General features: G+C 42.7%; 18 protein-coding genes and 1 pseudogene. 11 read left to right on the top strand and 8 right to left on the bottom strand.

Going from position 1 to position 23,390, the window contains the following annotated elements:
* Nucleotides 1–235, bottom strand: a pseudogene (locus tag WC743_RS22795) (glucosamine-6-phosphate deaminase); the annotation flags it as partial.
* A 113-nt stretch (nucleotides 236–348) separates the two neighbouring features.
* Between WC743_RS22795 and WC743_RS22790 the strand changes: the two are divergent.
* Nucleotides 349–1,542, top strand: a complete 1,194-nt coding sequence (locus tag WC743_RS22790) for an anhydro-N-acetylmuramic acid kinase (protein WP_373015867.1) — start codon at nucleotides 349–351, stop codon at nucleotides 1,540–1,542.
* A 358-nt stretch (nucleotides 1,543–1,900) separates the two neighbouring features.
* Here the strand turns inward: WC743_RS22790 and WC743_RS22785 are convergent, their stop codons facing one another.
* Both WC743_RS22785 and WC743_RS22780 read right to left on the bottom strand, forming a co-directional pair.
* Nucleotides 1,901–3,223 carry an amidohydrolase family protein gene (locus WC743_RS22785; RefSeq protein WP_373015866.1) on the bottom strand — a complete coding sequence of 441 codons (1,323 nt, stop codon included), beginning with the start codon at nucleotides 3,221–3,223 and terminating at the stop codon, nucleotides 1,901–1,903.
* 20 nt (nucleotides 3,224–3,243) lie between these two features.
* Nucleotides 3,244–6,330, bottom strand: a complete 3,087-nt coding sequence (locus WC743_RS22780) for an amidohydrolase family protein (protein ID WP_373015865.1) — start codon at nucleotides 6,328–6,330, stop codon at nucleotides 3,244–3,246.
* Nucleotides 6,331–6,479: 149 nt separating this feature from the next.
* Between WC743_RS22780 and WC743_RS22775 the strand changes: the two genes are divergently transcribed.
* From WC743_RS22775 to pdeM, 7 genes are all read left to right on the top strand, one after another.
* Nucleotides 6,480–6,926, top strand: a complete 447-nt coding sequence (locus tag WC743_RS22775; protein WP_373015864.1) for a cytochrome B — start codon at nucleotides 6,480–6,482, stop codon at nucleotides 6,924–6,926.
* Nucleotides 6,927–7,141: 215 nt separating this feature from the next.
* Complete coding sequence (locus WC743_RS22770) at nucleotides 7,142–8,551, top strand: anthranilate synthase component I family protein (RefSeq protein WP_373015863.1); 1,410 nt, start codon at nucleotides 7,142–7,144, stop codon at nucleotides 8,549–8,551.
* A 59-nt stretch (nucleotides 8,552–8,610) separates the two neighbouring features.
* Nucleotides 8,611–9,222 (top strand): aminodeoxychorismate/anthranilate synthase component II, encoded by a 612-nt coding sequence (locus WC743_RS22765; RefSeq protein WP_373015862.1) that lies wholly within the window; start codon nucleotides 8,611–8,613, stop codon nucleotides 9,220–9,222.
* 59 nt (nucleotides 9,223–9,281) lie between these two features.
* Nucleotides 9,282–10,067, top strand: a complete 786-nt coding sequence (gene trpC / locus WC743_RS22760; RefSeq protein ID WP_373015861.1) for an indole-3-glycerol phosphate synthase TrpC — start codon at nucleotides 9,282–9,284, stop codon at nucleotides 10,065–10,067.
* 47 nt (nucleotides 10,068–10,114) lie between these two features.
* Nucleotides 10,115–11,527 (top strand): ATP-dependent RecD-like DNA helicase, encoded by a 1,413-nt coding sequence (locus WC743_RS22755; RefSeq protein ID WP_373015860.1) that lies wholly within the window; start codon nucleotides 10,115–10,117, stop codon nucleotides 11,525–11,527.
* Between the two features lie 72 nt (nucleotides 11,528–11,599).
* Nucleotides 11,600–12,784 carry a GTPase HflX gene (hflX, locus tag WC743_RS22750; protein WP_373015859.1) on the top strand — a complete coding sequence of 395 codons (1,185 nt, stop codon included), beginning with the start codon at nucleotides 11,600–11,602 and terminating at the stop codon, nucleotides 12,782–12,784.
* A 116-nt stretch (nucleotides 12,785–12,900) separates the two neighbouring features.
* Nucleotides 12,901–13,557 (top strand): ligase-associated DNA damage response endonuclease PdeM, encoded by a 657-nt coding sequence (pdeM, locus tag WC743_RS22745; RefSeq protein ID WP_373015858.1) that lies wholly within the window; start codon nucleotides 12,901–12,903, stop codon nucleotides 13,555–13,557.
* Here the strand turns inward: pdeM and WC743_RS22740 are convergent.
* The gene (locus WC743_RS22740) at nucleotides 13,552–14,700 is read right to left on the bottom strand and encodes a peroxiredoxin family protein (protein WP_373015857.1); all 1,149 of its coding nucleotides are present in this window, start codon (nucleotides 14,698–14,700) and stop codon (nucleotides 13,552–13,554) included. The genes pdeM and WC743_RS22740 overlap by 6 nt on opposite strands.
* Nucleotides 14,701–14,861: 161 nt before the next feature.
* Between WC743_RS22740 and WC743_RS22735 the strand changes: the two genes are divergently transcribed.
* The 3 genes from WC743_RS22735 to WC743_RS22725 all read left to right on the top strand — a co-directional run bounded on the left by WC743_RS22735 (nucleotide 14,862) and on the right by WC743_RS22725 (nucleotide 18,556).
* Nucleotides 14,862–15,647 (top strand): succinate dehydrogenase cytochrome b subunit, encoded by a 786-nt coding sequence (locus WC743_RS22735; RefSeq protein ID WP_373015856.1) that lies wholly within the window; start codon nucleotides 14,862–14,864, stop codon nucleotides 15,645–15,647.
* Nucleotides 15,648–15,749: 102 nt separating this feature from the next.
* The gene (locus tag WC743_RS22730; RefSeq protein ID WP_373015855.1) at nucleotides 15,750–17,684 is read left to right on the top strand and encodes a fumarate reductase/succinate dehydrogenase flavoprotein subunit; all 1,935 of its coding nucleotides are present in this window, start codon (nucleotides 15,750–15,752) and stop codon (nucleotides 17,682–17,684) included.
* 83 nt (nucleotides 17,685–17,767) lie between these two features.
* A complete protein-coding gene (locus WC743_RS22725) occupies nucleotides 17,768–18,556 on the top strand; it encodes a succinate dehydrogenase/fumarate reductase iron-sulfur subunit (RefSeq protein ID WP_373015854.1) in 789 nt (262 codons plus the stop codon).
* A gap of 70 nt (nucleotides 18,557–18,626) precedes the next feature.
* Here the strand turns inward: WC743_RS22725 and WC743_RS22720 are convergent, their stop codons facing one another.
* The 4 genes from WC743_RS22720 to WC743_RS22705 all read right to left on the bottom strand — a co-directional run bounded on the left by WC743_RS22720 (nucleotide 18,627) and on the right by WC743_RS22705 (nucleotide 23,347).
* Nucleotides 18,627–19,121, bottom strand: a complete 495-nt coding sequence (locus WC743_RS22720; RefSeq protein WP_373015853.1) for a TlpA family protein disulfide reductase — start codon at nucleotides 19,119–19,121, stop codon at nucleotides 18,627–18,629.
* A gap of 33 nt (nucleotides 19,122–19,154) precedes the next feature.
* Entirely contained in the window at nucleotides 19,155–20,171 is a 1,017-nt protein-coding gene (locus WC743_RS22715) for a Gfo/Idh/MocA family oxidoreductase (RefSeq protein ID WP_373015852.1), read from the bottom strand.
* Between the two features lie 41 nt (nucleotides 20,172–20,212).
* A complete protein-coding gene (locus WC743_RS22710) occupies nucleotides 20,213–22,651 on the bottom strand; it encodes a zinc-dependent metalloprotease (RefSeq protein WP_373015851.1) in 2,439 nt (812 codons plus the stop codon).
* Between the two features lie 114 nt (nucleotides 22,652–22,765).
* Entirely contained in the window at nucleotides 22,766–23,347 is a 582-nt protein-coding gene (locus WC743_RS22705) for a DUF4142 domain-containing protein (protein ID WP_373015850.1), read from the bottom strand.
* Nucleotides 23,348–23,390 lie beyond the last annotated feature (43 nt).

The following is a 23,390-nucleotide window of genomic DNA, read 5'->3' as shown; positions in this document are numbered from 1 at the left end:
CCCCTTTAAAGGACAGCCCTTCCTCGCGGTGCTGCCGCACCAGCTCGGCATAAACCTTTACCGGGGTTACCCCGGTTGCCAGCCCCAGCACCGCCGGCCGCCCTTCTGCCTGCCGCGCACGGATCAGGGTAGCTATACGCCCTGCTACCGCCAGCGAGGCGGTTTGCTGGTCGCGGTAAACGCTTACTGGTAGCTTTTCGTATCGCGTCTCTTCCAATAAATTTAATCTTGCCATATATAGGGGGATTGATAGGTTATAAAGGTTTAAAACAAATATATTCAACTATTTAAATAAAGGGCATTTTAATTTTTATTTGTGTGGGGCGGTAAAACAGCTAAATTAGTCGCATGCCACCACTAAATAAAAACCTGCAAAAGCTGTTTAACATCGCCCAAAAAGAGGAGCGTTTGGGCATCGGTCTAATGTCGGGCACTTCATTGGATGGCCTGGATATCGCCTTATGCAGCTTTACCGGTAATGGCACCAGTACCAGGTTTAAATTATTACAATTCATCACTATCCCATACCAAACTCATTTTAAGCAGGAAGTGCAGCAGGTATTCGCTCAAAAGCAGGTAAGTTTAGAGCAGGTAACTTTGCTGAACGCCCGCATCGGCAGTTTTCATGCGGAGTTGATATTGCAGGCACTTGCGCAATGGAACGTACAGGCATCAGATGTTGATTTTATAGCCAGCCACGGGCAAACTATTTACCATGCCCCCAAACGTTTGCACCAGCAAGCGGAATACGGCAATGCTACTTTACAAATAGGCGACGCCGATCATATCGCCGTTAAAACAGGCATACTGACAATAAGTGATTTCCGCCAAAAACATATCGCAGCAGGCGGCGAGGGAGCCCCTTTAGCTTTATATGGCGATGTGCTTTTAGGCAGCAAAGCCGGGGAAGACAGGATATTGCTGAACATTGGCGGTATTGCCAACCTTACTTATCTGCCGGGCAATGGCGATCATTCCAAAATTATGTGTACCGATATTGGCCCCGGCAATACACTGATAGATGCCGCATGCCGTAAATACTTTGACAAGGCATTTGATGAGGGTTCTAAAATTGCCTTTTCGGGAGAGGTAAATGAAACGTTATTGGACGCTTTGCTGCACCATCCTTTTTTTAATGAAGCATTACCCAAAACCACCGGACCTGAATTATTTAATTTAGATTTTGTGGGTGATGCACAGCAAGCCACCCGATTATTAAACATAAATAAAACCGATTTGGTGGCTACCCTAAGCGCTTTTACCGGCCGCTCTATCGCTAATTTTATACAAACAAATTTTAAGGTGACGGATCTTAAGCTGTTCACGAGTGGCGGCGGTGCAAGGAACCCGTTTGTGATTGAATACCTGCAAAAGGCTTTACCCGGAGTAACCATTGCCAACACCAGCGAATTAGGAATTAACCCCGATGCTAAGGAAGCGATTTTGTTTGCCCTTTTAGGTAATGAGGCACTTTGCGGCGAGCCAATAAAAATTGGGACTAACCCGGCTGTTTTAATGGGGAAGTTTAGTTTTGCGGTGTAAATAGCAAAACGCGTCATTGCGAGGCACGAAGCAATCCCCGATAGAAAAGTAGGCGACAAGCATGTCGAGGATTATTAATGCGTTTGATTTTCTTGATGGAATTAATGAGCTCCCTGCGGTCGGTTGTCTTCGCTATCGCTACCTATGACATATTTAGTTAATTGGGTCATGCTGAGCTTGTCGAAGCATTGCGGGGGTGGGCCTTTGCGCACGTCCTTCGACACGCTCAGGATGACCCAGCCAATGTCATTTCCCCTTCAGATGCCAACCGGATTTTAAAACGCGCAATGACGCGTAGGTAAAATAAAAAGGCGATGAGCTAAGCCCATCGCCTTTTAGGAATAAGTAAATTAAACGCTTAATCTGCTTTTAAACCATATTTTTCGCTGAATTTCCTGTACAATTGTTTGTGCAGGTTATCCAAGTTAATGTTACGGCCCTGTATAAAGGCGGTTTCAACATTAAGGCCTATCATATCCAATGCATCACCTGTTGAAATGAACAGGTTGGCATCTTTACCGGTTTCTAATGATCCGGTAGTTTTGTCGATACCTAAAATTTTGGCATTGTTAAGCGAGATCATAGCTACGGCCTGCTCTTTGGTTAATCCGTAACCTACCGCTTCACCAGCCTCGAAAGGTAGATTACGCTGGCGCCAGAAACCTATACCGGTTAAGCCATATACCACACCTGCATCCTGGAGTATTTTTGGTAATTTGTAAGGCAGGTAAACGTCATCTTCATCCCTATCAGGTAAGGTCTGTGTTTCGCGAAGGATAACCGGTACATTATTTTCTTTTAAAATATCTGTAACCAGGTATGATTCTTTACCACCAACTATTACCACCGATACACCCATTTGCTTGCCAAAGGTTACTGCCTGCATTATCTGCTTGGCACCATCAGCAATAACAAACAGTTTTTTAGTGCCGTTAAATAAGCCCCTCATTGCCTCAAAGCGGATATTGGCAGTAGCCGGTTTTGCACCTTCGCTATAGCCTTTCGCTTCAACAAATAAACGGGTGATGTTATCAATGGCTTTTTGAGCACGCTCGGCAGGGGTTTCCTGTACCACACCCGGCACTGCAGGTGCATTGGCCCCTCTTCTGCGGCCACCACCGCCACCTGTTGATGGCCAGTTTAAATGTACTGCTACATCTTTTTTGTATGTGGCGTCTTCCCAGTTCCAGGCATCCAGTTGTACAACTGACGATGTACCTGAAATGGTACCGCCGGCTGGTGTTGGCTGTGCCAATAAAATTCCGTTAGCGCGTACTGTTGGTATTACCTTTGAATCGGTATTGTAGGCAACAATTGAACGAACATGCGGGTTAAGATCTCCCGTTTCTTCGTCATCTACGGTACCACGCGCGCCTGATTCAACCTCAACCAAGCCCAAAGTGGTCATTGGGGCAATAAAGCCGGGGTAAATTTGTTTGCCGGTAGCGTTAATTACTTCGTAGGCACCTGTAGGGCCTGCGCCTTCACCAACACCTGTAATTTTACCTTTATCAAAAGTAATGTAGCCGTTGTTTATAACCTGCCCGTTACCTACGTGGATAGTACCACCGGTAATTACAACAGGTTTGCTTTGTGCTTTGGCCGGCAATATAGTTGCCTGCCCGTATATGAGGTTAATGCCAAGCAATAATCCTCCTAAACTTAATATTGTTTTTTTCATGTCGATTCTTAATTAGGGGGTTATTGTTGTTTACTTGCTGATTGTGCTGCTGAACGTGCTTTTTCCATTTCGGTGTATTCATCAGCAACTACAAAATTGTCTTCCTCTAAGCTTTCGCACTCGTATAAGCGTGGCCTGCGGCCAAATGCGGGCCTTTGAGTTGTAGATCCAGCGTTTTTAGATTCAAGCATTTTTTGGACAATGCGTGCACCATCAGTCTTCATTGCTTTTTGTTTTGCAGCATCTTGCGAAAGGTCCCAGTAAGGAATACCATCAACATATGTTTTTTCAACAACCGCGTATATAGATAGCGGGTTGGCAGACCATACCACAATATCAGCATCTTTACCTGCTTTGATACTACCAATGCGGTTATCAACATGCAGCATTTTTGCAGGGTTAAGGGTTACCAGTTTCAAGGCATCTTCCTGGCTCATGTGGCCATAAGTAACCGCTTTACCGGCTTCCTGGTTTAAACGGCGGGCCATTTCTGCATCATCAGAGTTAAAGCCGGTTACCAAACCAACTTCATGCATTAGCTTACCGTTGTACGGGATAGCTTCGGCAACCTCATTTTTGTATGCCCACCAGTCAGAGAAGGTTGAACCTGCAATGTTATGCGCCTTCATTTTGTCAGCCACTTTGTAACCCTCTAAAATGTGGGTAAAGGTGTTGATCTTGAAACCCATTGAATCGGCAACATGCATCAGCATGTTAATTTCCGACTGTACATAAGAGTGGCAAGTGATAAAGCGTTTGCTATCTAGTATCTCTGATAAAGCATCAAGTTCCAGATCGCGGCGGGTGGTGCTGCCTTTTACAGCACGGGCGGCTTTGTATTCTTTAGCACGGGTAAAGGCATCAACATACACCTCCTCAACACCCATACGGGTTTGCGGGAAACGTAATACCTGGCCAAATGTGATGTTGCTATTGCTGCCTTTTACGTTTTCGCCCAAAGCGAACTTAATAAAACCATCGCTGCCTTCAAATTTCATCTCCTCGGGCAACTTACCCCAACGCAGCTTAATTAATTGCGTTTGGCCACCTATAGCGTTGGCAGAACCATGCAGGATGTGTGATGTAGTAACACCGCCTGCTAACTGGCGGTAAATGTTAATGTCTTCGGCATCTATAACATCGGCCATACGAACTTCAGAAGTTACAGATTGTGTACCCTCGTTAATACCGCCGGTTGCTGCAATGTGCGAGTGCTCATCAACAATACCTGCAGAAATGTGCTTGCCTGTAGCATCAACTACTTTAGCGCCACCCGCTGCCAGGTTTTTACCAACGGCTTTAATTTTACCGTTTTCAATAAGTACATCTGTATTTTGCAGGATACCGTCTTTCTCGTTAGTCCAAACGGTACCATTCTTTAATAATACGGTTTCGGCTTTAGGTGCTTCAACATTGCCAAAAGCTGTGAACGGATAAATTACCGGCCCAACAGCCAGGTTAGGTTTTGGAGCAGGACGAGGCGTTTGCCCGGCCGGCGCAGCACCGGCATACACCGCGCTGAATGCTGATTGCGTTCCATCCGGAAAAATAGCGTTCCCTCTTATAGTTATTGGAGATATTGATGAAATGTGGCCCGCTAAACGGACAACACCCGCAGGTTTCGCCTTTAAACCAAAGTAAATGCTTACATCGTCTCCTGTGCGGGTAATTGTGCCGCGCACACGGGCGCTATCTGCACCGGTACGTTCAATGTTTACATCATAAGTACCCGGTGTACCACCAATTTTAATAGTTGTGTTTGCAAAACCATCGCCGGTTAAAGTATAGTTACCACGCAGGTCTGATACATCCATTTTTGATACCACATACTGGCGGCCTTCTACCCAGTTCTCATATATTATATTGTCGGCTTTAAATAAGCTGTCAGATGTGATCAGGAAGCTGGCCATTTTGCCTTTAGCAAGGGTACCTACTTTGTCGCTAACGCCCAGTATTTCTGCAGGGATGGCAGTTAACGAATTCAATGCTTGTTTCTCTGTTAAACCATAGCTGATAGCGCTGCGGATATTAGCCCAAAAATCACGTGTGTTAGCAATGCCGTATGAGGTAATTGCGAATTTAACACCAGCTTTTTCTAATACGCCGGGGTTTGTTGGTGCCAGTTCCCAGCCTTTTAGTTGTTCGTAAGTAATATTACGTGCATCCAAAGCATCCTCTACTTCAAATGCAGCAGGGAAAGTTAAAGGAATAATAAGAGTGCTGCCTGTAGCTTTAACAGCAGCAATGCGCTGATACTCTAAACCATCAGTTTTTAAAACATACTGTTTGCCAAATTCCTTGGCGATTTTAACAGCACGGAAAATACTTTGCGGATCGCTCACCTCAAAAATCTGAGGCAGGTTTTGTGTGCGGTTAAACTCATCTAAAGAAATATTGTATTCCTGTTTTTGGGTTTTGTACCATTGCGCATCATAATAAGTTTGGCGCAGCAGGGCTATACTTCCCATTAATGATGACGGGTAGTTAGTAGCTGCGGTACCTTTACTAAAAGAGTAATGGGCTGCTGTTTGATCATTTATCATAACATAATTATCACGCTCATCGCCCAGGCTAACAGTTACCGAAGTCCCGCGGGCAATACCATCATGTATTAATGATTGAACAGTGCTGAAACCATTTTTCTTTAAAGCCTCTGCAGCAGCGGCATTAACATGAAATACAGTTTTAGCATTCATTTCTGGCTTAATAGCCTCGTTCCAGCCATAAGCACCCGGTTTTGTAGAAACAGGTACCGATGCACGGCCGCCACCAAAACCACCAGCAGCAAATGCTTGTCGTGGTGCTTCCGGCATACCATATGTAGTATAGGCATCAATTAAACCGGGGTAAATAAATTTCCCTTTCAAGTCTATAGTAACATAGCCCTTTGGGATTTTAACATTGGCACCTATAGCTTCAATTACACGGTCCTTAACCAATAAGGTTCCGTTTTTAATGCTCACATCGGCACTGGTTACAATAGTTGCATTGGTAAATGCATAGGCTCCGGGGCGCACATCCCACGAGCCGTTTACAGGAAAAGTTTCCTGCGAATAGCTCAAATGAAATGTGAGCAGGGAAAAACAAAAGAGTAGCAGTTTTTTCATCAGTTAGTTAGTTAAAAGTTAATTGCATTAAATATATAAATATTCAACATTACTCGTGTTTTAGCTATAGCTGTTGCACAAGTTTGTTACAATGAGGCGGGCAAAAATTATATTTATCAGTATATTCGAAGCAAAAAATTATAAAGCACATGAATGCATACAACTTTTTCAAATATTTTCATTCTGGTTTCAGGTATATTGTAATTATACTGGTGTTGGCAGCCATAATTGGTGCCTTATCTGGCTGGTTTGGCAAAAAACAGTACACAGAAGGTAACCGCAAGCTTAATTTGTTTGCTATGATATCGGTTCACACTCAGTTTTTATTGGGATTGATACTCTATTTTCTGAGTCCGTTTGTGCAGTTTAACAGCACCACCATGAAAACGCCTGATGTACGTTACTGGACTGTTGAACATATTACTATGATGCTGTTTGCCATTGTTTTAATTACCATTGGCCATGCAAAATCAAAACGGATAACCTTGCCCGAAGGGAAGCACCGTGCTATCGCGATATTTTATACACTGGCATTTATAGTGGTTGCCGTAGCTATTGTACAAAGCCAGCGCCCGTTTTTTGGCGTAACACATTAAAAATTTTCAGAAAAAATTTGGTAATTCAAATTTCTTTATAAATTTGTTCCCACGATATGACAAAAACTACTCATAATACCAATTGGTGGCACTATGCAAAACATAGCAGCCGGATAGTTTTTGATATATAAGTACACTAATCAAATATAAACCTATTTTAAAAACCGGCGAACGCTCAATTCGCCGGTTTTTTTTGTTAATAACCTGATAGAAAAATGATTACATATAAAATAGCAACAACCCAAAAGAAGCTCCTTGCTGATACCACCACACCGGTAAGTATCTATTTGCGCCTGAGGGATGTTTTTCCAAATTCGTTACTGCTGGAAAGTTCGGATTACCATAGCCGCGAGAATAGCTTAAGCTATATTTGCTGTGCGCCTTTCAGTGGTATTGTACTTGATGATGACCAGCTTAAATTAAAATTCCCCGATGGAACAGAGGAAGTAAAAGCCGCGGGCGAATTTGAACTGACCAACGAGATAAATAATTTTTTAAGCCGTTTTGAGGCAGGTGAAAATAGCTCCAAGATCATATCAAACGGACTGTTTGGTTATTTTACCCATGAAGCGGTTGAACATTTCGAGACCATCCGCCTAAAGAAAACCGAAGATACTACCCGAAAGATCCCGGTGATGCAATACCATATTTATAGGTACATAATTGCTATAGACCACTTTAAGAATGAGCTTTACATTTTCCATAACCAGGTTGAGGGCCAGCCGGAGACCAACGGACTGGAGAAAATTGAGGACCTGATCAAGAACAAGAACTTCCCTGAGTATAATTTTAAAAGCAGCGCGGCAGAACAATCCAATCTTACCAACGAGGAGTTTATTGCCATAGTTGAAAAAATGAAACAGCACATTTACAGAGGAGATGTGTTTCAGATAGTGCCATCAAGGGCTTTTTCAAGGCAGTTTTTAGGAGATGAGTTTAACGTTTACCGGGCTTTGCGTTCAATTAACCCATCGCCTTATTTGTTTTATTTTGATTTTGGCGATTTCAGGATCTTTGGTTCATCGCCCGAGGCGCAGATCACCATTAAGAATAATATAGCGGGGATATTCCCAATTGCCGGTACGTTTAAGCGCAGCGGTGATGATGAAAAGGACGCGGAGCTTGCCCGCCAGCTGGAGGCCGACCCTAAAGAATCTGCCGAACACGTAATGCTGGTTGATCTGGCACGTAATGATCTGAGCCGCCATTGCGAGAATGTAAGCGTTAAGGCCTTTAAAGAAGTGCAGTATTATTCGCACCTTATCCACCTGGTATCACATGTAAGCGGTAAGTTGAAACCCGGCACATCGTCATTTAAAATTGTGGCAGATACTTTCCCGGCAGGCACGCTGAGCGGTGCGCCAAAATACAGGGCAATGGAAATTATAGACGAGAACGAAAAAACCAAGCGCAGCTTTTACAGCGGGGCCATAGGTTTCTTTGGCTTTAACGGCGATTTTAACCATGCCATCATGATCCGCTCATTCTTAAGCAAAAACAATACGCTCCATTACCAGGCAGGTGCGGGCATAGTAGCCGGTTCTGTTGCCGAAAGTGAGCTGAAAGAGGTAGATAACAAAATAGCCGCGCTACGGAAAGCGATTGAACTGGCAGAAGAGCTTTAAACCCCCTAACCCCCTGAAGGGGGAACAGAAGTTTAATAAACACATTTGAAAAGATTACAATGAGCGAAAATATAATTTCAAAAAGCTCCCCCTTTAGGGGGCTGGGGGGTATCCTCATCATAGACAACTACGATTCATTCACCTATAACCTGGTGCATTTGGTAAACGAGATTGGTTTACAATGCGAGGTATGGCGTAACGATAAATTTAATATAGATGATGTGGATGCATTTAGCCATATCATTTTATCGCCCGGCCCGGGCATACCATCAGAGGCGGGTTTGCTGCTTAATGTGATAGAGAAGTATGCATCTACCAAAAGCATATTTGGTGTTTGTTTAGGCCAGCAGGCTATTGCCGAAGTTTTTGGCGGTAAGCTTTATAATTTAAGCCAGCCGATGCATGGTATTGCTACACCAATAAAAGTGACGGATGCCAGTGAAAAACTCTTTACCGGTTTGCCCCAAAGCTTTAAGGTTGGCCGTTATCACTCTTGGGTGGTAGAAAAAGAGTTGCCTGAAGTATTAACAATTACGGCAATTGACGAGCAGGATGGTTCGGTTATGGCCTTAAGTCACAAAGAATATGATGTTAGAGGTGTCCAGTTTCACCCCGAATCGGTACTTACCGAGTACGGTAAAGAGATGATGCAGAACTGGTTGAAAGGATAGTTAACAAATTTATAACTTAGCAAATCAAACATTCCCCCTTCAGGGGGTTAGGGGGTTAAATGAATATACTCGATAAAATAGTTGCCCATAAAAAGAAAGAGGTTGAAAGGGATAAGGTACGCGCCTCCTACACTAAACTGGAGGAATCTGAATACTTTCACCGGGAGACTTATTCTTTTAAGGAATTTTTATTGGCGCCTGATCGCACCGGCATTATAGCCGAGTTTAAGCGAAAATCGCCATCAAAGGGTATTATTAATGATGGCGCGCTGGTTAAAGATGTAACCAAAGCCTATGCAGATGCAGGGGCTTCGGCATGCTCTGTATTAACCGACTATGGCTTTTTTATGGGCCGTAAAATGGATGTGGTAAGGGCACGCCGTGCAACCAATGTCCCTATACTGCGTAAAGATTTTATGATAGATGAGTACCAGGTGATAGAAGCAAAATCACTGGGTGCAGATATTATCCTGCTAATAGCGGCAATATTAACCCCTGCCGAAATTAAGAGCCTGGCAGCATTGGCTAAAAGCCTGGAGTTGAATGTACTTTTAGAGGTGCATAACCTGGAAGAACTGGAGCGCAGTATAGATACCAACTTAGATGCTATTGGTGTAAATAACCGTAACCTGGCAGATTTTACCGTATCGGTAGAGAATTCATTTAAACTGGTTGAGCATATCCCTAACGAGTTCATGAAGATCTCTGAAAGCGCCATTAGCGATACGGAGGTTATAAAACAGTTAAAACAGGCTGGTTTCAATGGTTTTTTAATTGGCGAGAACTTTATGAAACAGGCAGATCCCGGCGCTGCGATGCGCGAATTTGTAAAAGGATTAAAATAACAATTGCTAATTTTTTTAGTTTGCAATAATTCAATACCTTAGCCGGAATGTCGGCCGGGATAATATTAAACACAGAACAGAAAGCAGCCTTTAAGGCTATTGAAAAGTTTTTGGAGCACCCAGCTGCCAATGTGTTTGTTTTAAAAGGCTATGCCGGTACAGGTAAAACCTTCCTGATGCAGCGGCTGGCAACAATGCTTACAGATAGCGAGCAGGAGTTTTGTATGCTGGCTTCAACCGGCAGGGCGGCGGCAGTACTAAAAGGCAAAACCGGTTTCGAAACCAAAACGGTGCATGGCGAGCTTTATAATTTCAGCAAAGTTGATGGTATTGATAACATCATGCACCGGGATAGGGCTGCTGATAACAGCAATCAAATGAGCCTGGAGTTCCTTGTGCGCTCCACTGATGAAAATAAACGGGTTTATATTGTTGATGAATCTTCAATGTTGTCATGCGAGGCATCAAAAGATGTATCATTCACCAATTTTGGATCGGGCAATTTGTTAGATGACTTTTTTAAAGTTGCAGGTAACAACAAAATAATTTTTGTGGGCGATCCATGCCAGTTGCCTCCCATCGGGCAAAATATTAGTCCGGCTTTAGATACTAACTGGTTAGCAACACAGAACCGGGTAGCCGTATCATTCACCCTGCAAAAAATTGAGCGTGTAACCGCAGGTAACGATATTTTAAGATTGGCCGGGGCAGTACGCGATATGAGTATGCAAAACAGTTGGGAACGTTTCCCCAAGCTGCCCGCATCAGCCTTAAACAATGTAAAGCTTCATATGTCATATAACGAATTGTTCGCTCAATACGTTAAAGATTATAAATTGGCAGGTGCAAATGAAACGCTGGCTATTACCCGGAGCAACAGAATGGTACAAAAGATCAATCGTGACATGCGAAGAGAGTTGTATGGAAACGAAGACATTCCCTTGCAAGTAGGCGAAGTGCTTTTGGTAACTCAAAATAATTATACCGTACCACTATCTAACGGAGATTTTGTTGAGATCCGTGAGTTAGGGGCTGTTGCCACAAAAGCCGGAATGAAGTTTCAAAAAGTAAAGGTAAGGCCAATAGCTACAGAAATTGATTATACCCTATTACTGTCTCTTGATGCGGTAAACCACATAAAAGGAAACCTGACAGATGACCAGACTAAAGAGCTGATGATAGATTTCAGCTTTAGAATGAATGATAAAAAGGTTGCACCAAACTCGCCCGAATATCACAACGCCATGCGGAAGGATGAGTATTTAGGCTGCCTTAAAGCAACGTATGGCTATGCCGTTACCTGCCATAAAGCGCAGGGTGGCGAATGGAACAATGTGTTTTTGTTTTTGGAGAAAAGCATGTACGGAATGGACAGACTGGAATTGTGTAAATGGTGGTACACATCAATAACCCGCGCCCGTACGCAGTTGCATTTAGAAAATAATTGGTGGATAAGCTGACGGGAATAAATCTGTCACCAAACATCAAAATATATGTTATTACCTTTGTACTTTAATTGTTAATCATTTTAAATGAAGCAAAAATTTTATGATACTGCTGTGAAGCAGGAAAGGGTTGTACTGGTGGGTGTTATAACCCCTAACGAAACCGAGGAACAGGAAAAAGAATATTTAGAGGAACTGGAGTTTTTAGTAGCTACCGCAGGTGGTGATACAGTGAAGAACTTTACTCAAAAACTGCAACGCCCGGAGCGGTCTACTTTTGTAGGTACCGGTAAACTGGAAGAAATTAAAGAGTTTGTTACCGCCGAAGAAATTGATATAGTTGTTTTTGACGATGAGCTGTCGCCGTCACAACTCCGTAATATAGAACGGGAACTACAGGTTAAAATATTAGACCGCAGTAACCTTATACTTGATATTTTTGCCGGGCGGGCACAAACCGCGCAGGCCAAAACCCAGGTAGAGTTGGCTCAGTTGCAATATTTATTACCACGCTTAACCCGCCTTTGGACTCACTTAGAGCGCCAAAAAGGTGGTATTGGTATGCGTGGGCCGGGTGAATCACAAATAGAAACAGACAGGCGTTTGATCCTGAACAAAATATCGCTGTTAAAAGAGCGCCTGAAACTTATTGACCGCCAAAACGAAACACAGCGGAAGAACCGCCAGCAATTAATACGTGTTGCATTGGTGGGTTATACCAACGTTGGTAAATCAACCATCATGAATATGCTGGCAAAATCTGAAGTTTTTGCCGAGAATAAGTTGTTTGCCACGCTGGATACTACCGTTAGGAAGGTAGTGATTGAGAATGTGCCGTTCCTGTTGTCAGACACGGTGGGGTTTATCCGTAAGCTGCCTCACCATTTGGTAGAATGCTTTAAATCTACCTTAGATGAAGTGCGCGAGGCTGATATTTTGATCCACGTGGTTGATATATCGCACCCGAATTTTGAAGATCAGATCCGTACGGTTAACGAAACCTTGAAAGACCTGGGCGCTATCGACAAAAGAATGATCACCGTTTTTAACAAAATAGATGCCTTTGTGCCCGAACAGCACCACGTTGATGTAACCGAGGGCCCGTTAACGCTTGATGATTTTAGACGCAGTTGGATGGCGAAGAACAACAGCCCGGCTATATTTATATCAGCTACGCATAAGGAAAATGTAGATGAATTTAAAGACCTGCTTTACGAGCATGTAAAGGAAATACATACAGAACGATATCCGTATGATAATTTGTTGTATTAGTTGCTGATATTGATCTGTAGTTGCTGAAATAGCGCATACAATTAACTATGCGACGTTTCATCCCTTTTAATTCTTTGGGTAGGATTTAGGTGAGGTTCTGTATCTTTGCACCTGCTATGATGAGTGCGGGTACCCCTTTCCGGTTTTTAGATCAGGATCTTTTATTGTTGCCTCAAAAAGCTATTTACTGGCAACAGGAAAAAGCTTTAATTGCTGCTGATGTACATTTTGGTAAAGTTGGGCATTTCCGCAAAGCCGGTATTGCTATACCGCGCAATATGGAGCAGCAGGACCTGTCTATGCTGTCTGACCTCATCTACGAACATAAGCCGGAAAAGGTTTATTTTCTGGGAGACCTATTTCACAGTGATATGAATTCCGACTGGGATTGGTTCGTACTCTGGCGCAGTCAGTTCCCAAAGCTGCAGATCATCCTGATAAAGGGTAACCATGATATCATTAGTGATAAGCATTACACAGATCTGGGAATTGCCCTGCATCAAAAACTATCTGTAGGGCCATTCCTGATGCTGCACCATCCACTTGCTGATCCGGAAATTAAAGCGGAGGGCTACGTTCTTTGCGGACATATACATCCCGGCATTAACCTGGTTGGCAGGGGCCGGCAAAGCGTTACGCTCCCTTGTTTCGCATTTGGTAAAAACCAGGCCATACTCCCATCCTTTGGAAAATTCACGGGTAAGGTTGCTATACTTAGCCGCAAAGCCGACCATATATTTGGGGTGTTACAGGATAAAGTAATAGCGTTATAGGTTAGGGTGTTTTTTAAAATAGCTATGCACTGCTTCGTCAATATCCATTAAATCAATATCAGATTTAATAATTCGCCAATTCTTATCCACCAAAAAATAGGTGGGTAATTTGGTAATGTTCCAGTTTTTTACATTTGGCGAACTGTTCCCTTTCAGGTCTGAAACCTGGGGCCAGGTTAAAAGGTCCTGTTTTATTACCTTGTTCCACTGTGCAGCAATAGTATCTACTGATACACTTAGTATACCAAATCTTTTCCGGTCATAATCACTTATGATAATGCCATTCACCATTTTTTGATGATCTAAAGCACTTACCATGTGCGATGAAAGCCAGAACTCAACAAGTGTGACTTCGTTTTTAATAGCGCTTTTATTAAATGGTTGTCCATCGGGTTTATTCCCAATAATGTCGGGCGATTTAGCATTCGTCATTACACCAAGTAATGTACTTAGCTTGTTGTTAATTTTTAAACCGTCATCGCTATCCTTAACATCCTGTGTAAACTTTTGAAAAATACTGTTGTACGCTTTAGGGTTTTCAAAATAATATTGCTGGGCCATAATATGGGCACCAATGGTATTTTGAGGGTGCTTTTCGGTATAGGTTTTTAATATTTCCAGATCAAGCTCACGGCGCTTTTTTTGAATTACCCGGGTGTCAGCATATATAATTGAGCGCTCTTTTTTAGGTAATGCTGCAGCCTTTTGCGATTGAAGGTAAGTTACCAGAGAGTCTATCTTATAATCTAATACTTTTGCACGCTGGCCAGCAAAGCTATAGTAATCAGACAGTTGGTTTTGAATTGCAGATGTAGTTGTAATTTTTGGATAATCCGGCAAGTTTGAAGGAGACACTTCTATCTGATATTCCTTAGTTTCCAGGTATAAATCAAACGTTTTTTTGGGTTGCAGTGGTTTATCGTTATCAAAAATACTTAGGCTATAATACCCGGGTGTAGCTAATTGCCGGCTTATATTTAATTCACCACCTTTAAAACTTTCACTCAATACTATTTCATTGGCTTGTTTTAAAATAGCTACTCCATTTTTTACTCCCGGATATTTAACTGTTAGTTTTAATTGAGGTGTTTTGTTGCAAGATGCAAGTACTGCAAGCAGCACTGTAAGGTATAAGAGCTTCATGAAAAGGGTTTGGTGTGCTAATAAAGCGATAAAAATTTAAACCTGCTATACTATTTCTTTTAGAATGTTTCTAAATAGCCATTAACACCCTTTAAAGCCAAAACCATTTATATCTTTTGGCTTTTAATAAATACTTTTGCCTGAAATAAATCTGATCAATAATGAGCGAATTTAAACAAACCTTTAACTCATCACTGGGAAAGAAGCTGATAATGGCTTTAACTGGCTTGTTTTTGTGTACTTTTTTAATTGTACACGTTGGTGGTAACCTGTTGTTATTTAAAAACGACCAGGGGTTTGCATTTAATAGCTATGCAAATTTCCTAACCCATTTTCCACCTATTGAAGTTGTAGCCTACTTGCTATACTTAGCCATAATAGTACATGCCGTTTACGCGCTTGTATTAACTATAAAAAACCGCAGGGCAAGGCCGGTGGGTTATGCAGTGCAAACTAAATCGCCTGCAGCATGGTCTTCAAAAAACATGGGGCTGTTGGGTTCAATATTACTATTGTTTATTGTAATACACATGAGCGATTTTTGGTTGACCTATAAGTCTAAAGATATTTTAGGCTTTAAGGAATACCGTACAAACCTGGGCACTAACGAAACAACCGTATCTGACTACAAACCAGAGGTTGCCGATTTTGAAAGGTCGGTATCTACAGAAAACAATGTAGAGATAGTTCGTGTGAAGGATTTGCATGCACGCATTACATCAAGCTTTAGCCATTTGTGGTATGTAGCTTTTTATGTAATAGCAATGGGCGCGGTGTCATTTCACCTGTTGCATGGTTTCCAAAGTGCTTTTCATACATTAGGATGGGTGCACCGTAAGTATAAGCCTATTATTTATTTCTTTGGCACCTGGCTGTTCGCGGTAGTTATACCGTTGTTATTTGCAGCTATGCCGGTTGTATATTATATCCAGAGTTTATCAAAGTAGTTGATTAAGTTAGAATAAGTTGATTAGAGAATAGTTGCAGATCGGATAAAACCATTCACTATTTACACAACCAACCACTCACTAAATAAAATAAAGAAAAGAATGAGTTTAGATGCTAAAATTCCGCAAGGCCCATTAGCCGAAAAATGGAGCAAGCATAAATTTAACTTAAAGCTGGTTAACCCATCCAATAAGCGTAAGTACGATGTTATTATTGTGGGTACTGGTTTAGCCGGCGCATCTGCAGCGGCATCACTGGCCGAGCTGGGTTACAATGTTAAGTCATTTTGTTTCCAGGATAGCCCGCGCCGTGCACACTCTATTGCTGCACAAGGTGGTATTAATGCTGCAAAAAATTATCAAAACGATGGCGACAGCGTTTATCGCCTGTTTTATGATACCATTAAAGGTGGTGATTACCGTGCCCGTGAAGGTAACGTTTACCGCCTTGCAGAAGTATCAGTAAATATTATTGACCAATGTGTTGCACAGGGTGTTCCCTTTGCACGTGAGTACGGTGGCTTGCTTGATAATCGTTCATTCGGTGGTTCGCAGGTATCACGTACGTTTTACGCGCGTGGCCAAACAGGCCAGCAATTGCTGTTAGGTGCATATTCGGCATTAAACCGTCAAATTCACCTGGGTAAAGTAAAAATGTATACCCGTACAGAAATGCTTGACGTGGTTGTAGTTGACGGGCATGCTAAAGGTATTGTAACCCGTAACATGAAAACCGGCGAGATTGAAACCCACGCTGGTCATGCTGTATTATTAGCTACAGGTGGTTACGGTAACGTGTTCTACCTGTCAACCAATGCAATTGGCTCTAACGTAACGGCAGCATGGCGCGCCCATAAACGCGGTGCATACTTTGCTAACCCTTGTTATACACAAATACACCCAACCTGTATCCCGGTTACCGGCGACCACCAGAGTAAGCTAACGCTGATGTCTGAGTCGTTACGTAATGACGGCCGTGTTTGGGCACCAAAAACGGTTGAAACGGCACAAAAACTTCAAAAGAAAGAAATCACCGCTTCACAGGTTAAGGAAGAGGACAGGGATTACTTTTTAGAAAGAAAATATCCATCATTCGGTAACCTTGTTCCGCGCGACGTAGCTTCACGTAACGCTAAAGAAATGTCTGACGAGGGCAAGGGTGTAGGTACAACAGGCTTAGCCGTATATCTTGATTTTGCCGATGCGATACAACGTTTAGGCGAAGACACCGTACGTGCTAAATATGGCAACTTATTTGACATGTACCTGCAAATTACAGATGAGAACCCGTACAAGCAGCCAATGCGCATTTACCCTGCTGTGCACTATACTATGGGGGGGCTTTGGGTTGATTATAACTTAAGCACAAACGTACCGGGCTTATATGCCATGGGCGAATGTAACTTTAGCGACCACGGCGCAAACCGCCTTGGTGCATCAGCATTAATGCAGGGTTTATCTGACGGTTACTTTGTAATCCCTTACACTTTGGGCGATTACCTGGCTACCATCGGGCCAAAACCTGTTGATAAAAACCACCCTGCTTTTGAAAAAACCAAGCAGGACGTGATAGCTTACAACAACAAACTGCTTGCGTTAAAAGGAAATAAAACTGTTGTTGAATACCACCGCGAGCTGGGCCACATTATGTGGGAGTACTGTGGAATGGCACGTACCGAAGAAGGTTTGACCAAAGCAAAGGGTCTTATCCAAGCGTTAAAAGCTGATTTTTGGAAAAATGCCATTGTAACCGGTGTAAATGAAGAAGTTAACGCTGCCCTTGAAAGAGCAGGCCGTGTAGCCGATTTTATAGAGCTTGGAGAACTGATGGTTACCGACGCGTTAAACCGTCGCGAATCATGTGGCGGCCACTTCCGCCTCGAATCGCAAACAGAAGAAGGCGAAGCCTTACGCGATGACGACAACTTTGCTTTTGTATCAGCATGGGAATTTACGGGTGAAAACCAGGAAGAAGCGCTGCACAAAGAAGAACTGATTTTTGAAAATGTTAAGTTAACACAACGTAGTTATAAATAGGAGAATAGTTGATTGGTTGAATAGTGAATGGTTAAACCACTCCCCTAATCAATTTAATTAACTACTCAGTAATCTCAAGAAACATGAGTGGACACATGAACCTGACGCTGAAAGTATGGCGCCAAAAAAACACACAAACGGCAGGCAAGTTTGTGACGTATAAGGCTGAAGGAATTTCGCCGGATATGTCGTTTCTGGAAATGCTTGACGTGGTGAACGAAAGCCTTACCCGTAAAAATGACGATCCTATTTATTTTGATCACGACTGCCGCGAAGGTATTTGCGGCTCTTGCTCATTATATATTAATGGCCATCCGCACGGGCCAAAACGGGCTATTACAACCTGCCAGTTACACATGCGTACCTTTAGCGATGGTGAAACCATTACTATTGAGCCTTGGCGCTCATCTGCTTTCCCGGTAATAAAGGACCTGGCAACAGACCGTTCGGCATTTGACAGGATACAGCAAGCCGGTGGTTATATCTCTGTAAACACAGGTGGTGTACCTGATGCTAATGTGATACCAATCCCTAAAGTAATTGCCGACGAGGCCTTTAACTCTGCTACCTGCATTGGTTGCGGCGCTTGCGTTGCTGCTTGTAAAAATGCATCAGCTATGCTGTTTGTATCTGCAAAGGTGAGCCAGCTGGGTATGTTACCACAGGGCCAGCCAGAGCGTTACAGCCGTGTACAAGCGATGGTTGCACAAATGGATGAAGAAGGATTTGGTAACTGTACCAACACCGGCGCCTGCGAAGCAGAATGCCCTAAAGAGATCTCTCTAAATAATATAGCCCGCATGAACAATGATTTCTTCAGTGCTAAACTATTCAGAGAAGAACATGCGCATGACCATACCGGCGGCGAATAATCTTTAAATATATTATACAAAAAAGCCCTGCTAGATTTTAGCAGGGCTTTTTTGTATAATATGGGGTTAATTATGCTTTTTTAACCGATGCCATTAGTTCATTAATAGCAGGTACTTTCTCGTAAGCTTTTACCAGCTTTCCGTCATGGTCATAAATGGCAATATAGGGTGTTGTCCTTATTTGATAGTATTGCTGTACTTTATACGTTGGGTACTCGGTACCAATTGTAACGTTTGGATATTTAGCCAGGTTATAAGTCTTCTTAAAATCTTTTAACAATTTTAAGTACGGATACTCGGTACGGGTAAACGCTATTAATACTACCTGCATCTTTTTTAGCTCATTCATCTTTGGTCTCAAATCATTCATTAAATGCTGGCAGTGGGCGCAATCCGGCGAAAAGTAAATGATCATTACCGGTTTATCCCTTTTCAGATCTGTATATGATTTGTAAACACTATCCGATGTCAATATCTTATACTGTGGAATAATTGGCGGTATATTTTGTGCCCTTGAGCAGCCTGCAACAATAATAAGGCTAAGTGCAAATAGTAGTCTTTTCATTTCTTTGAGTGTAAACATTGCTAATATAAATATTTAAGCCTCTAACATTTCTAACTGCCAGGCAATATGTTCTTCTGTTACAGGGAATAACGCATTATTGCGTATTGTATGATACACAGCATCAAATATTTGATTGTAATCTCCTTTATGTGATGGTACCGGCTCAATATTTTTTTCATTATCAATACCAACGGTTGTTAATATCCCCTCGTTTCCGGCTGGTTCAATGCCGTATCCGTCATCGGTTGGCATCATGCCTTTATCCAATTGTGCTTCCTGCACATCGCTGCGGTTTTTTATAAAGCTCCCCGTTGTGCCGTTTACAACAAAACCCGGGGTTTCGCCTGCTATTAATAATCCCGAAGTTAAATATACATTCAACTGGTTTGGATACATGAGGTGATAGTGAAAATAATCGGGCACTTCAGATCCTTCACGATAAATACCTGTTGTTTTATTGAATGATAATGGCCGGCCAAATAAAGCTATCGCGTTATCTATTAAATGCGCGCCCAAATCATACACCAATCCATTGGCAGGCATTTCCTTTGATTCTTTAAACGTTTTTACACCTATCGCGGCTTTATATCTATCTAACCTGAAAGAAACTTCTATCAGGTCACCCAACCGGCCACTTTCAATAACTTCTTTGGTTGAGAAAAATCCGCTGTCGTAACGGCGGTTATGGTATATCATTACGTGCTTGTTAAGCTCGCGGCCAATGTCAAATAATTGCTTAACCTCGGCAGATGTTGCTGTAGCCGGTTTTTCTATTAATACATGCTTACCCGCTTGCATTGCGCGTATAGCATACTCCAGGTGTGTATAGTTGGGGGTATTAACAATAATAAGTTCTATCTCTTCATCATTCAGCAATTCTTCTATTGAGTTGTAACTGATTATATCCGGATAGGTATTCGCAGCTTTTTTTTCATGGCGTTCAACAACGGCCTTTAAAGTAAAGCCTGGATTTGTATGAATGAATGGCGCATGAAAGATCCTGCCCGACATACCGTAGGCCATTAAGCCTGTAACTATTGGTTTTGACATATTATATTTGTTCTGCCTCCTTGCGGGAGAGTGTTTAATTATTAATAATCTATCTGGTCATCCGTCCCTATCGGCGAACCATCAGGCATGTTTAAAGGCGGAGCCGGTTGAAACTTGTCCGGTGTTTTTTCAAACAGGTTTATTTGCGATAAGCCAAACATAAGGTTTGCCTTTGTACTGCCTGTTGATGTCTTTGAGGCATCCTGCATGTATTTTTTCAACTCATCAATTTGCAACAGCGCTATGCTCCTTACATTTTCGGCCGCGTTAGTATTAGCCGCTAACGTTAACAACTGCTTTAAAGTTAAATTGTTCACCATGCGTTGCAGTTCGCCCTTATAACCGGCTGGTTGCGGCGCTTTCCAGGTTTGTGCAATTAGCTTATTTAAAACAGGTAATAAACCGGGCTGCGCGTTATCCCTTGATTGATATTCAATTAACCGCGCTGCACGCTGAGGCTGTAACATAAACGACAGCGTAGTGCCGGCAGCAGATTCCGCAGCGGCTATTGGGTCAAACGTTAAACCGGTTCTTGATTTGAAGGTTTCCCTGGTACGCGGGTAACCTGTAGCCCGTGGCGGTATCATGGCTATCAGTTTTTCGGGTAGTGCCAATGCATTTGGTTTTATGGTAGCTACTAAAGCATCAAAGGCTTTCCATTGCTCGGCAGGCGATACAAATTTAGTGATGGTTTGTCCATCATTCTTTAGGGCAAATGTATAGTATAAACCACCCAACACCTTTGAAGTGGCCTCTACCTGGTAGCGGTGCATCAGGTATACCGGCACCAATACTTCTTCAAGGGTTGCCATAGGCGCATCCTGCCTTATCGCTTTTGCAGAAAAATTATCCAGCACATGTTTACGTAAGATCATTAACCGGTTCAGTTCATCCGCAGCATTGTCGCCGCTATCCCACAAATGGGCAAACGGGTGGGCGCCTCCGGCAGCGCGGGCATCTGCGTCAGATATAAACTGGTAACCTTGCTTTATCGTTTCGGTAATAATTCCCTTTAAAGCATCATCTTCATTAACACCTTTTGCAAAATCCTGGTATCCGTAAAGTATCGCTCTTTTATCATATGCACCAATTTCGGCTTTATAAGCTTTGCTCAAATCAATGGTTCCGTCCGCATTCAGGCTAACTACCGGCGGCGGATAATCCATAACTGATGCCCGGTCTTTAACACTCGCTGCAAAATTATGCTGCAGACCAAGTGTGTGCCCAACCTCATGTGCAGATAACTGGCGCAAGCGGGCAATTGCCAGTTTCATCATTTTATCGCTTACCGGTTTGCCATCCTCATAAGGCTGCACCAAACCTTCGGCAATTAAAAAGTCCTGCCTGTCGCGCAGTGAGCCTAATGATACTTGTCCTTTAATGATCTCACCCGTACGAGGGTCAGTAATTGAACCGCCGTATGACCAGCCCCTTGTTGAACGGTGGATCCATTGGATGATATTATACCGGATATCCATCGGGTCGGCGTCTTCAGGTAAAAGCTTCACCTGGAAGGCGTTCTTGTAACCCGCTGCCTCAAATGCCTGGTTCCACCATGCAGCACCCTCTATCAGGGCACTGCGCACCGGCTCCGGCGCGCCACGGTCAACATAATAAACAATGGGCTTTACCGGCTCACTTATAGCTGCAGCAGGGTCTTTCTTTTCCAGTCGATGACGAACTAAAAACCTTTTTGTAATGGGTTCGTCAATTGGCGTGGCGTAATCCATATAGTCCATATTAAAGTACCCGGCACGCGGATCAAACTTGCGGAGCTTAAAGTTATTATCCGGAAGTTTTACAAATGAATGGTGCATACGCACAGTAACCGCGTTAGCGTCTGGCGTTACAGAATTTATTTCATTGCCCTTGCCTTTACCGGCTAAAGTTACAATGGCTTCAAATTCACTATTATCAGGAAAGCTTTTTGTATTGGGCAGATAGATAGCCGAACGGCTCTCATCGGCACTATAGCTGCCCTGATTATCGTTACTAAGCCTGTCGGCAATTTTGTGGCTATCGCGAAGCAAAAATGAAGTGATATCTATTAATGTTTTATCCCCTTCTGTAGCTACAGCAGTAAACCCGTATATGGCAGATTGTGCAAAGGCCTCCTCTACCGAACGGCGCTCATCAGCATTGTTGCTGTTGGCGCGGAAATTATAGTTAGGCTGTATCAATAATACCTTGGGGCCTATTTTTATGAATTTTACAATGCGGCTGTCGCCTATCTGCCCGCGGTCTAATCCCAAATCGTTTGATCCCACACCTGCCGGTAAGGAGTTTACGTAAAGGAATTCCTTATTAAACCCATCTATTTCCAGGAAAACTTTACCTAATTTATCGTCCCAGTAAAAATTAAAATAGCCGGAGTATTTAGCTAGCCCCTGTATTTTTGTTTGTATATTATCTGCTTTTTGGGCCTTGAGTAAGTGAGCGCAAAAAAGCATTAAAAATAGGAGCAGTACATGTTTTTTCATAAAGCTTAGGGTAAGTTTCCCTAAAAATATCGTTTTAAGCGGCCTTATGCAAATTCATTAAATAAAAAAGGGATAAGCGTTAACTTATCCCTTTTAAATAACATTATCCAAAGTTTATTTCATGCTTTTTTGGATAGCTTCAATTTTAGCCAAATGCGCTTTAACTACCGGTAAGGTTTTAGTGGCAAAAGCCATTAAATCTGTGTCTTTGCAGTTTTTAGAACCATCTTCTAACATGGCAGCGACTTTTTTATGCCCGTCAACCATCGCGTCAACATATGCTTCATCAAACGCTTTACCTGCTTTTGCAGATATATCTGCTGCCTTTTTCTGGTGTTCTTCATCGGGCGCTACGGGCAGGGTAATATTCTTAGTTTTAGCAATAGCCGCTAACTCTTCGTTAGCCTTACTGTGGTCCATAACCATCATACTGCCAAAATCTTTTACTTGCGGATTGGTAGCTTTTTCGGCTGCTATTTTACCTAATGCAACTTCGGCCATACCTGCATTAGCAACATCTGTTGCAAATTTTGCATCCTTTTCGTCAACCGCAATACCGGTGGCTCCTGTTGTGGTTGTGTCTTTAACAGCATTTACACTGTCTGCAGAATCTTTACTGTCTTTGGCTGCATTATTACAAGCCTGGAACGCTAACGCTGAAAGCGCTATCATTACCGCGAAACTTAATTTTTTCATCTGTAGGTTATTTTTTGGTTTTTATAGTTAACAAATTTTCTGT

Origin of the sequence: Mucilaginibacter sp., assembly GCF_041660805.1 — a bacterium.
Classification (GTDB): domain Bacteria; phylum Bacteroidota; class Bacteroidia; order Sphingobacteriales; family Sphingobacteriaceae; genus Mucilaginibacter.
This window is presented reverse-complemented; position numbering and strand designations above follow the sequence as displayed.

Bases quoted from the DNA above. Each gene is read 5' to 3' on its own strand.
- WC743_RS22735 (WP_373015856.1), top strand. From the start codon at position 14,862: ATGAGCGAATTTAAACAAACCTTTAACTCATCACTGGGAAAGAAGCTG.
- trpC (WP_373015861.1), top strand. From the start codon at position 9,282: ATGAATATACTCGATAAAATAGTTGCCCATAAAAAGAAAGAGGTTGAA.
- WC743_RS22715 (WP_373015852.1), bottom strand. From the start codon at position 20,171: ATGTCAAAACCAATAGTTACAGGCTTAATGGCCTACGGTATGTCGGGC.
- WC743_RS22720 (WP_373015853.1), bottom strand. From the start codon at position 19,121: ATGAAAAGACTACTATTTGCACTTAGCCTTATTATTGTTGCAGGCTGC.
- pdeM (WP_373015858.1), top strand. From the start codon at position 12,901: ATGATGAGTGCGGGTACCCCTTTCCGGTTTTTAGATCAGGATCTTTTA.
- WC743_RS22725 (WP_373015854.1), top strand. From the start codon at position 17,768: ATGAGTGGACACATGAACCTGACGCTGAAAGTATGGCGCCAAAAAAAC.
- WC743_RS22730 (WP_373015855.1), top strand. From the start codon at position 15,750: ATGAGTTTAGATGCTAAAATTCCGCAAGGCCCATTAGCCGAAAAATGG.
- WC743_RS22775 (WP_373015864.1), top strand. From the start codon at position 6,480: ATGAATGCATACAACTTTTTCAAATATTTTCATTCTGGTTTCAGGTAT.
- WC743_RS22740 (WP_373015857.1), bottom strand. From the start codon at position 14,700: ATGAAGCTCTTATACCTTACAGTGCTGCTTGCAGTACTTGCATCTTGC.
- WC743_RS22705 (WP_373015850.1), bottom strand. From the start codon at position 23,347: ATGAAAAAATTAAGTTTCGCGGTAATGATAGCGCTTTCAGCGTTAGCG.
- WC743_RS22780 (WP_373015865.1), bottom strand. From the start codon at position 6,330: ATGAAAAAACTGCTACTCTTTTGTTTTTCCCTGCTCACATTTCATTTG.
- WC743_RS22765 (WP_373015862.1), top strand. From the start codon at position 8,611: ATGAGCGAAAATATAATTTCAAAAAGCTCCCCCTTTAGGGGGCTGGGG.
- hflX (WP_373015859.1), top strand. From the start codon at position 11,600: ATGAAGCAAAAATTTTATGATACTGCTGTGAAGCAGGAAAGGGTTGTA.
- WC743_RS22770 (WP_373015863.1), top strand. From the start codon at position 7,142: ATGATTACATATAAAATAGCAACAACCCAAAAGAAGCTCCTTGCTGAT.
- WC743_RS22755 (WP_373015860.1), top strand. From the start codon at position 10,115: ATGTCGGCCGGGATAATATTAAACACAGAACAGAAAGCAGCCTTTAAG.
- WC743_RS22790 (WP_373015867.1), top strand. From the start codon at position 349: ATGCCACCACTAAATAAAAACCTGCAAAAGCTGTTTAACATCGCCCAA.
- WC743_RS22785 (WP_373015866.1), bottom strand. From the start codon at position 3,223: ATGAAAAAAACAATATTAAGTTTAGGAGGATTATTGCTTGGCATTAAC.
- WC743_RS22710 (WP_373015851.1), bottom strand. From the start codon at position 22,651: ATGAAAAAACATGTACTGCTCCTATTTTTAATGCTTTTTTGCGCTCAC.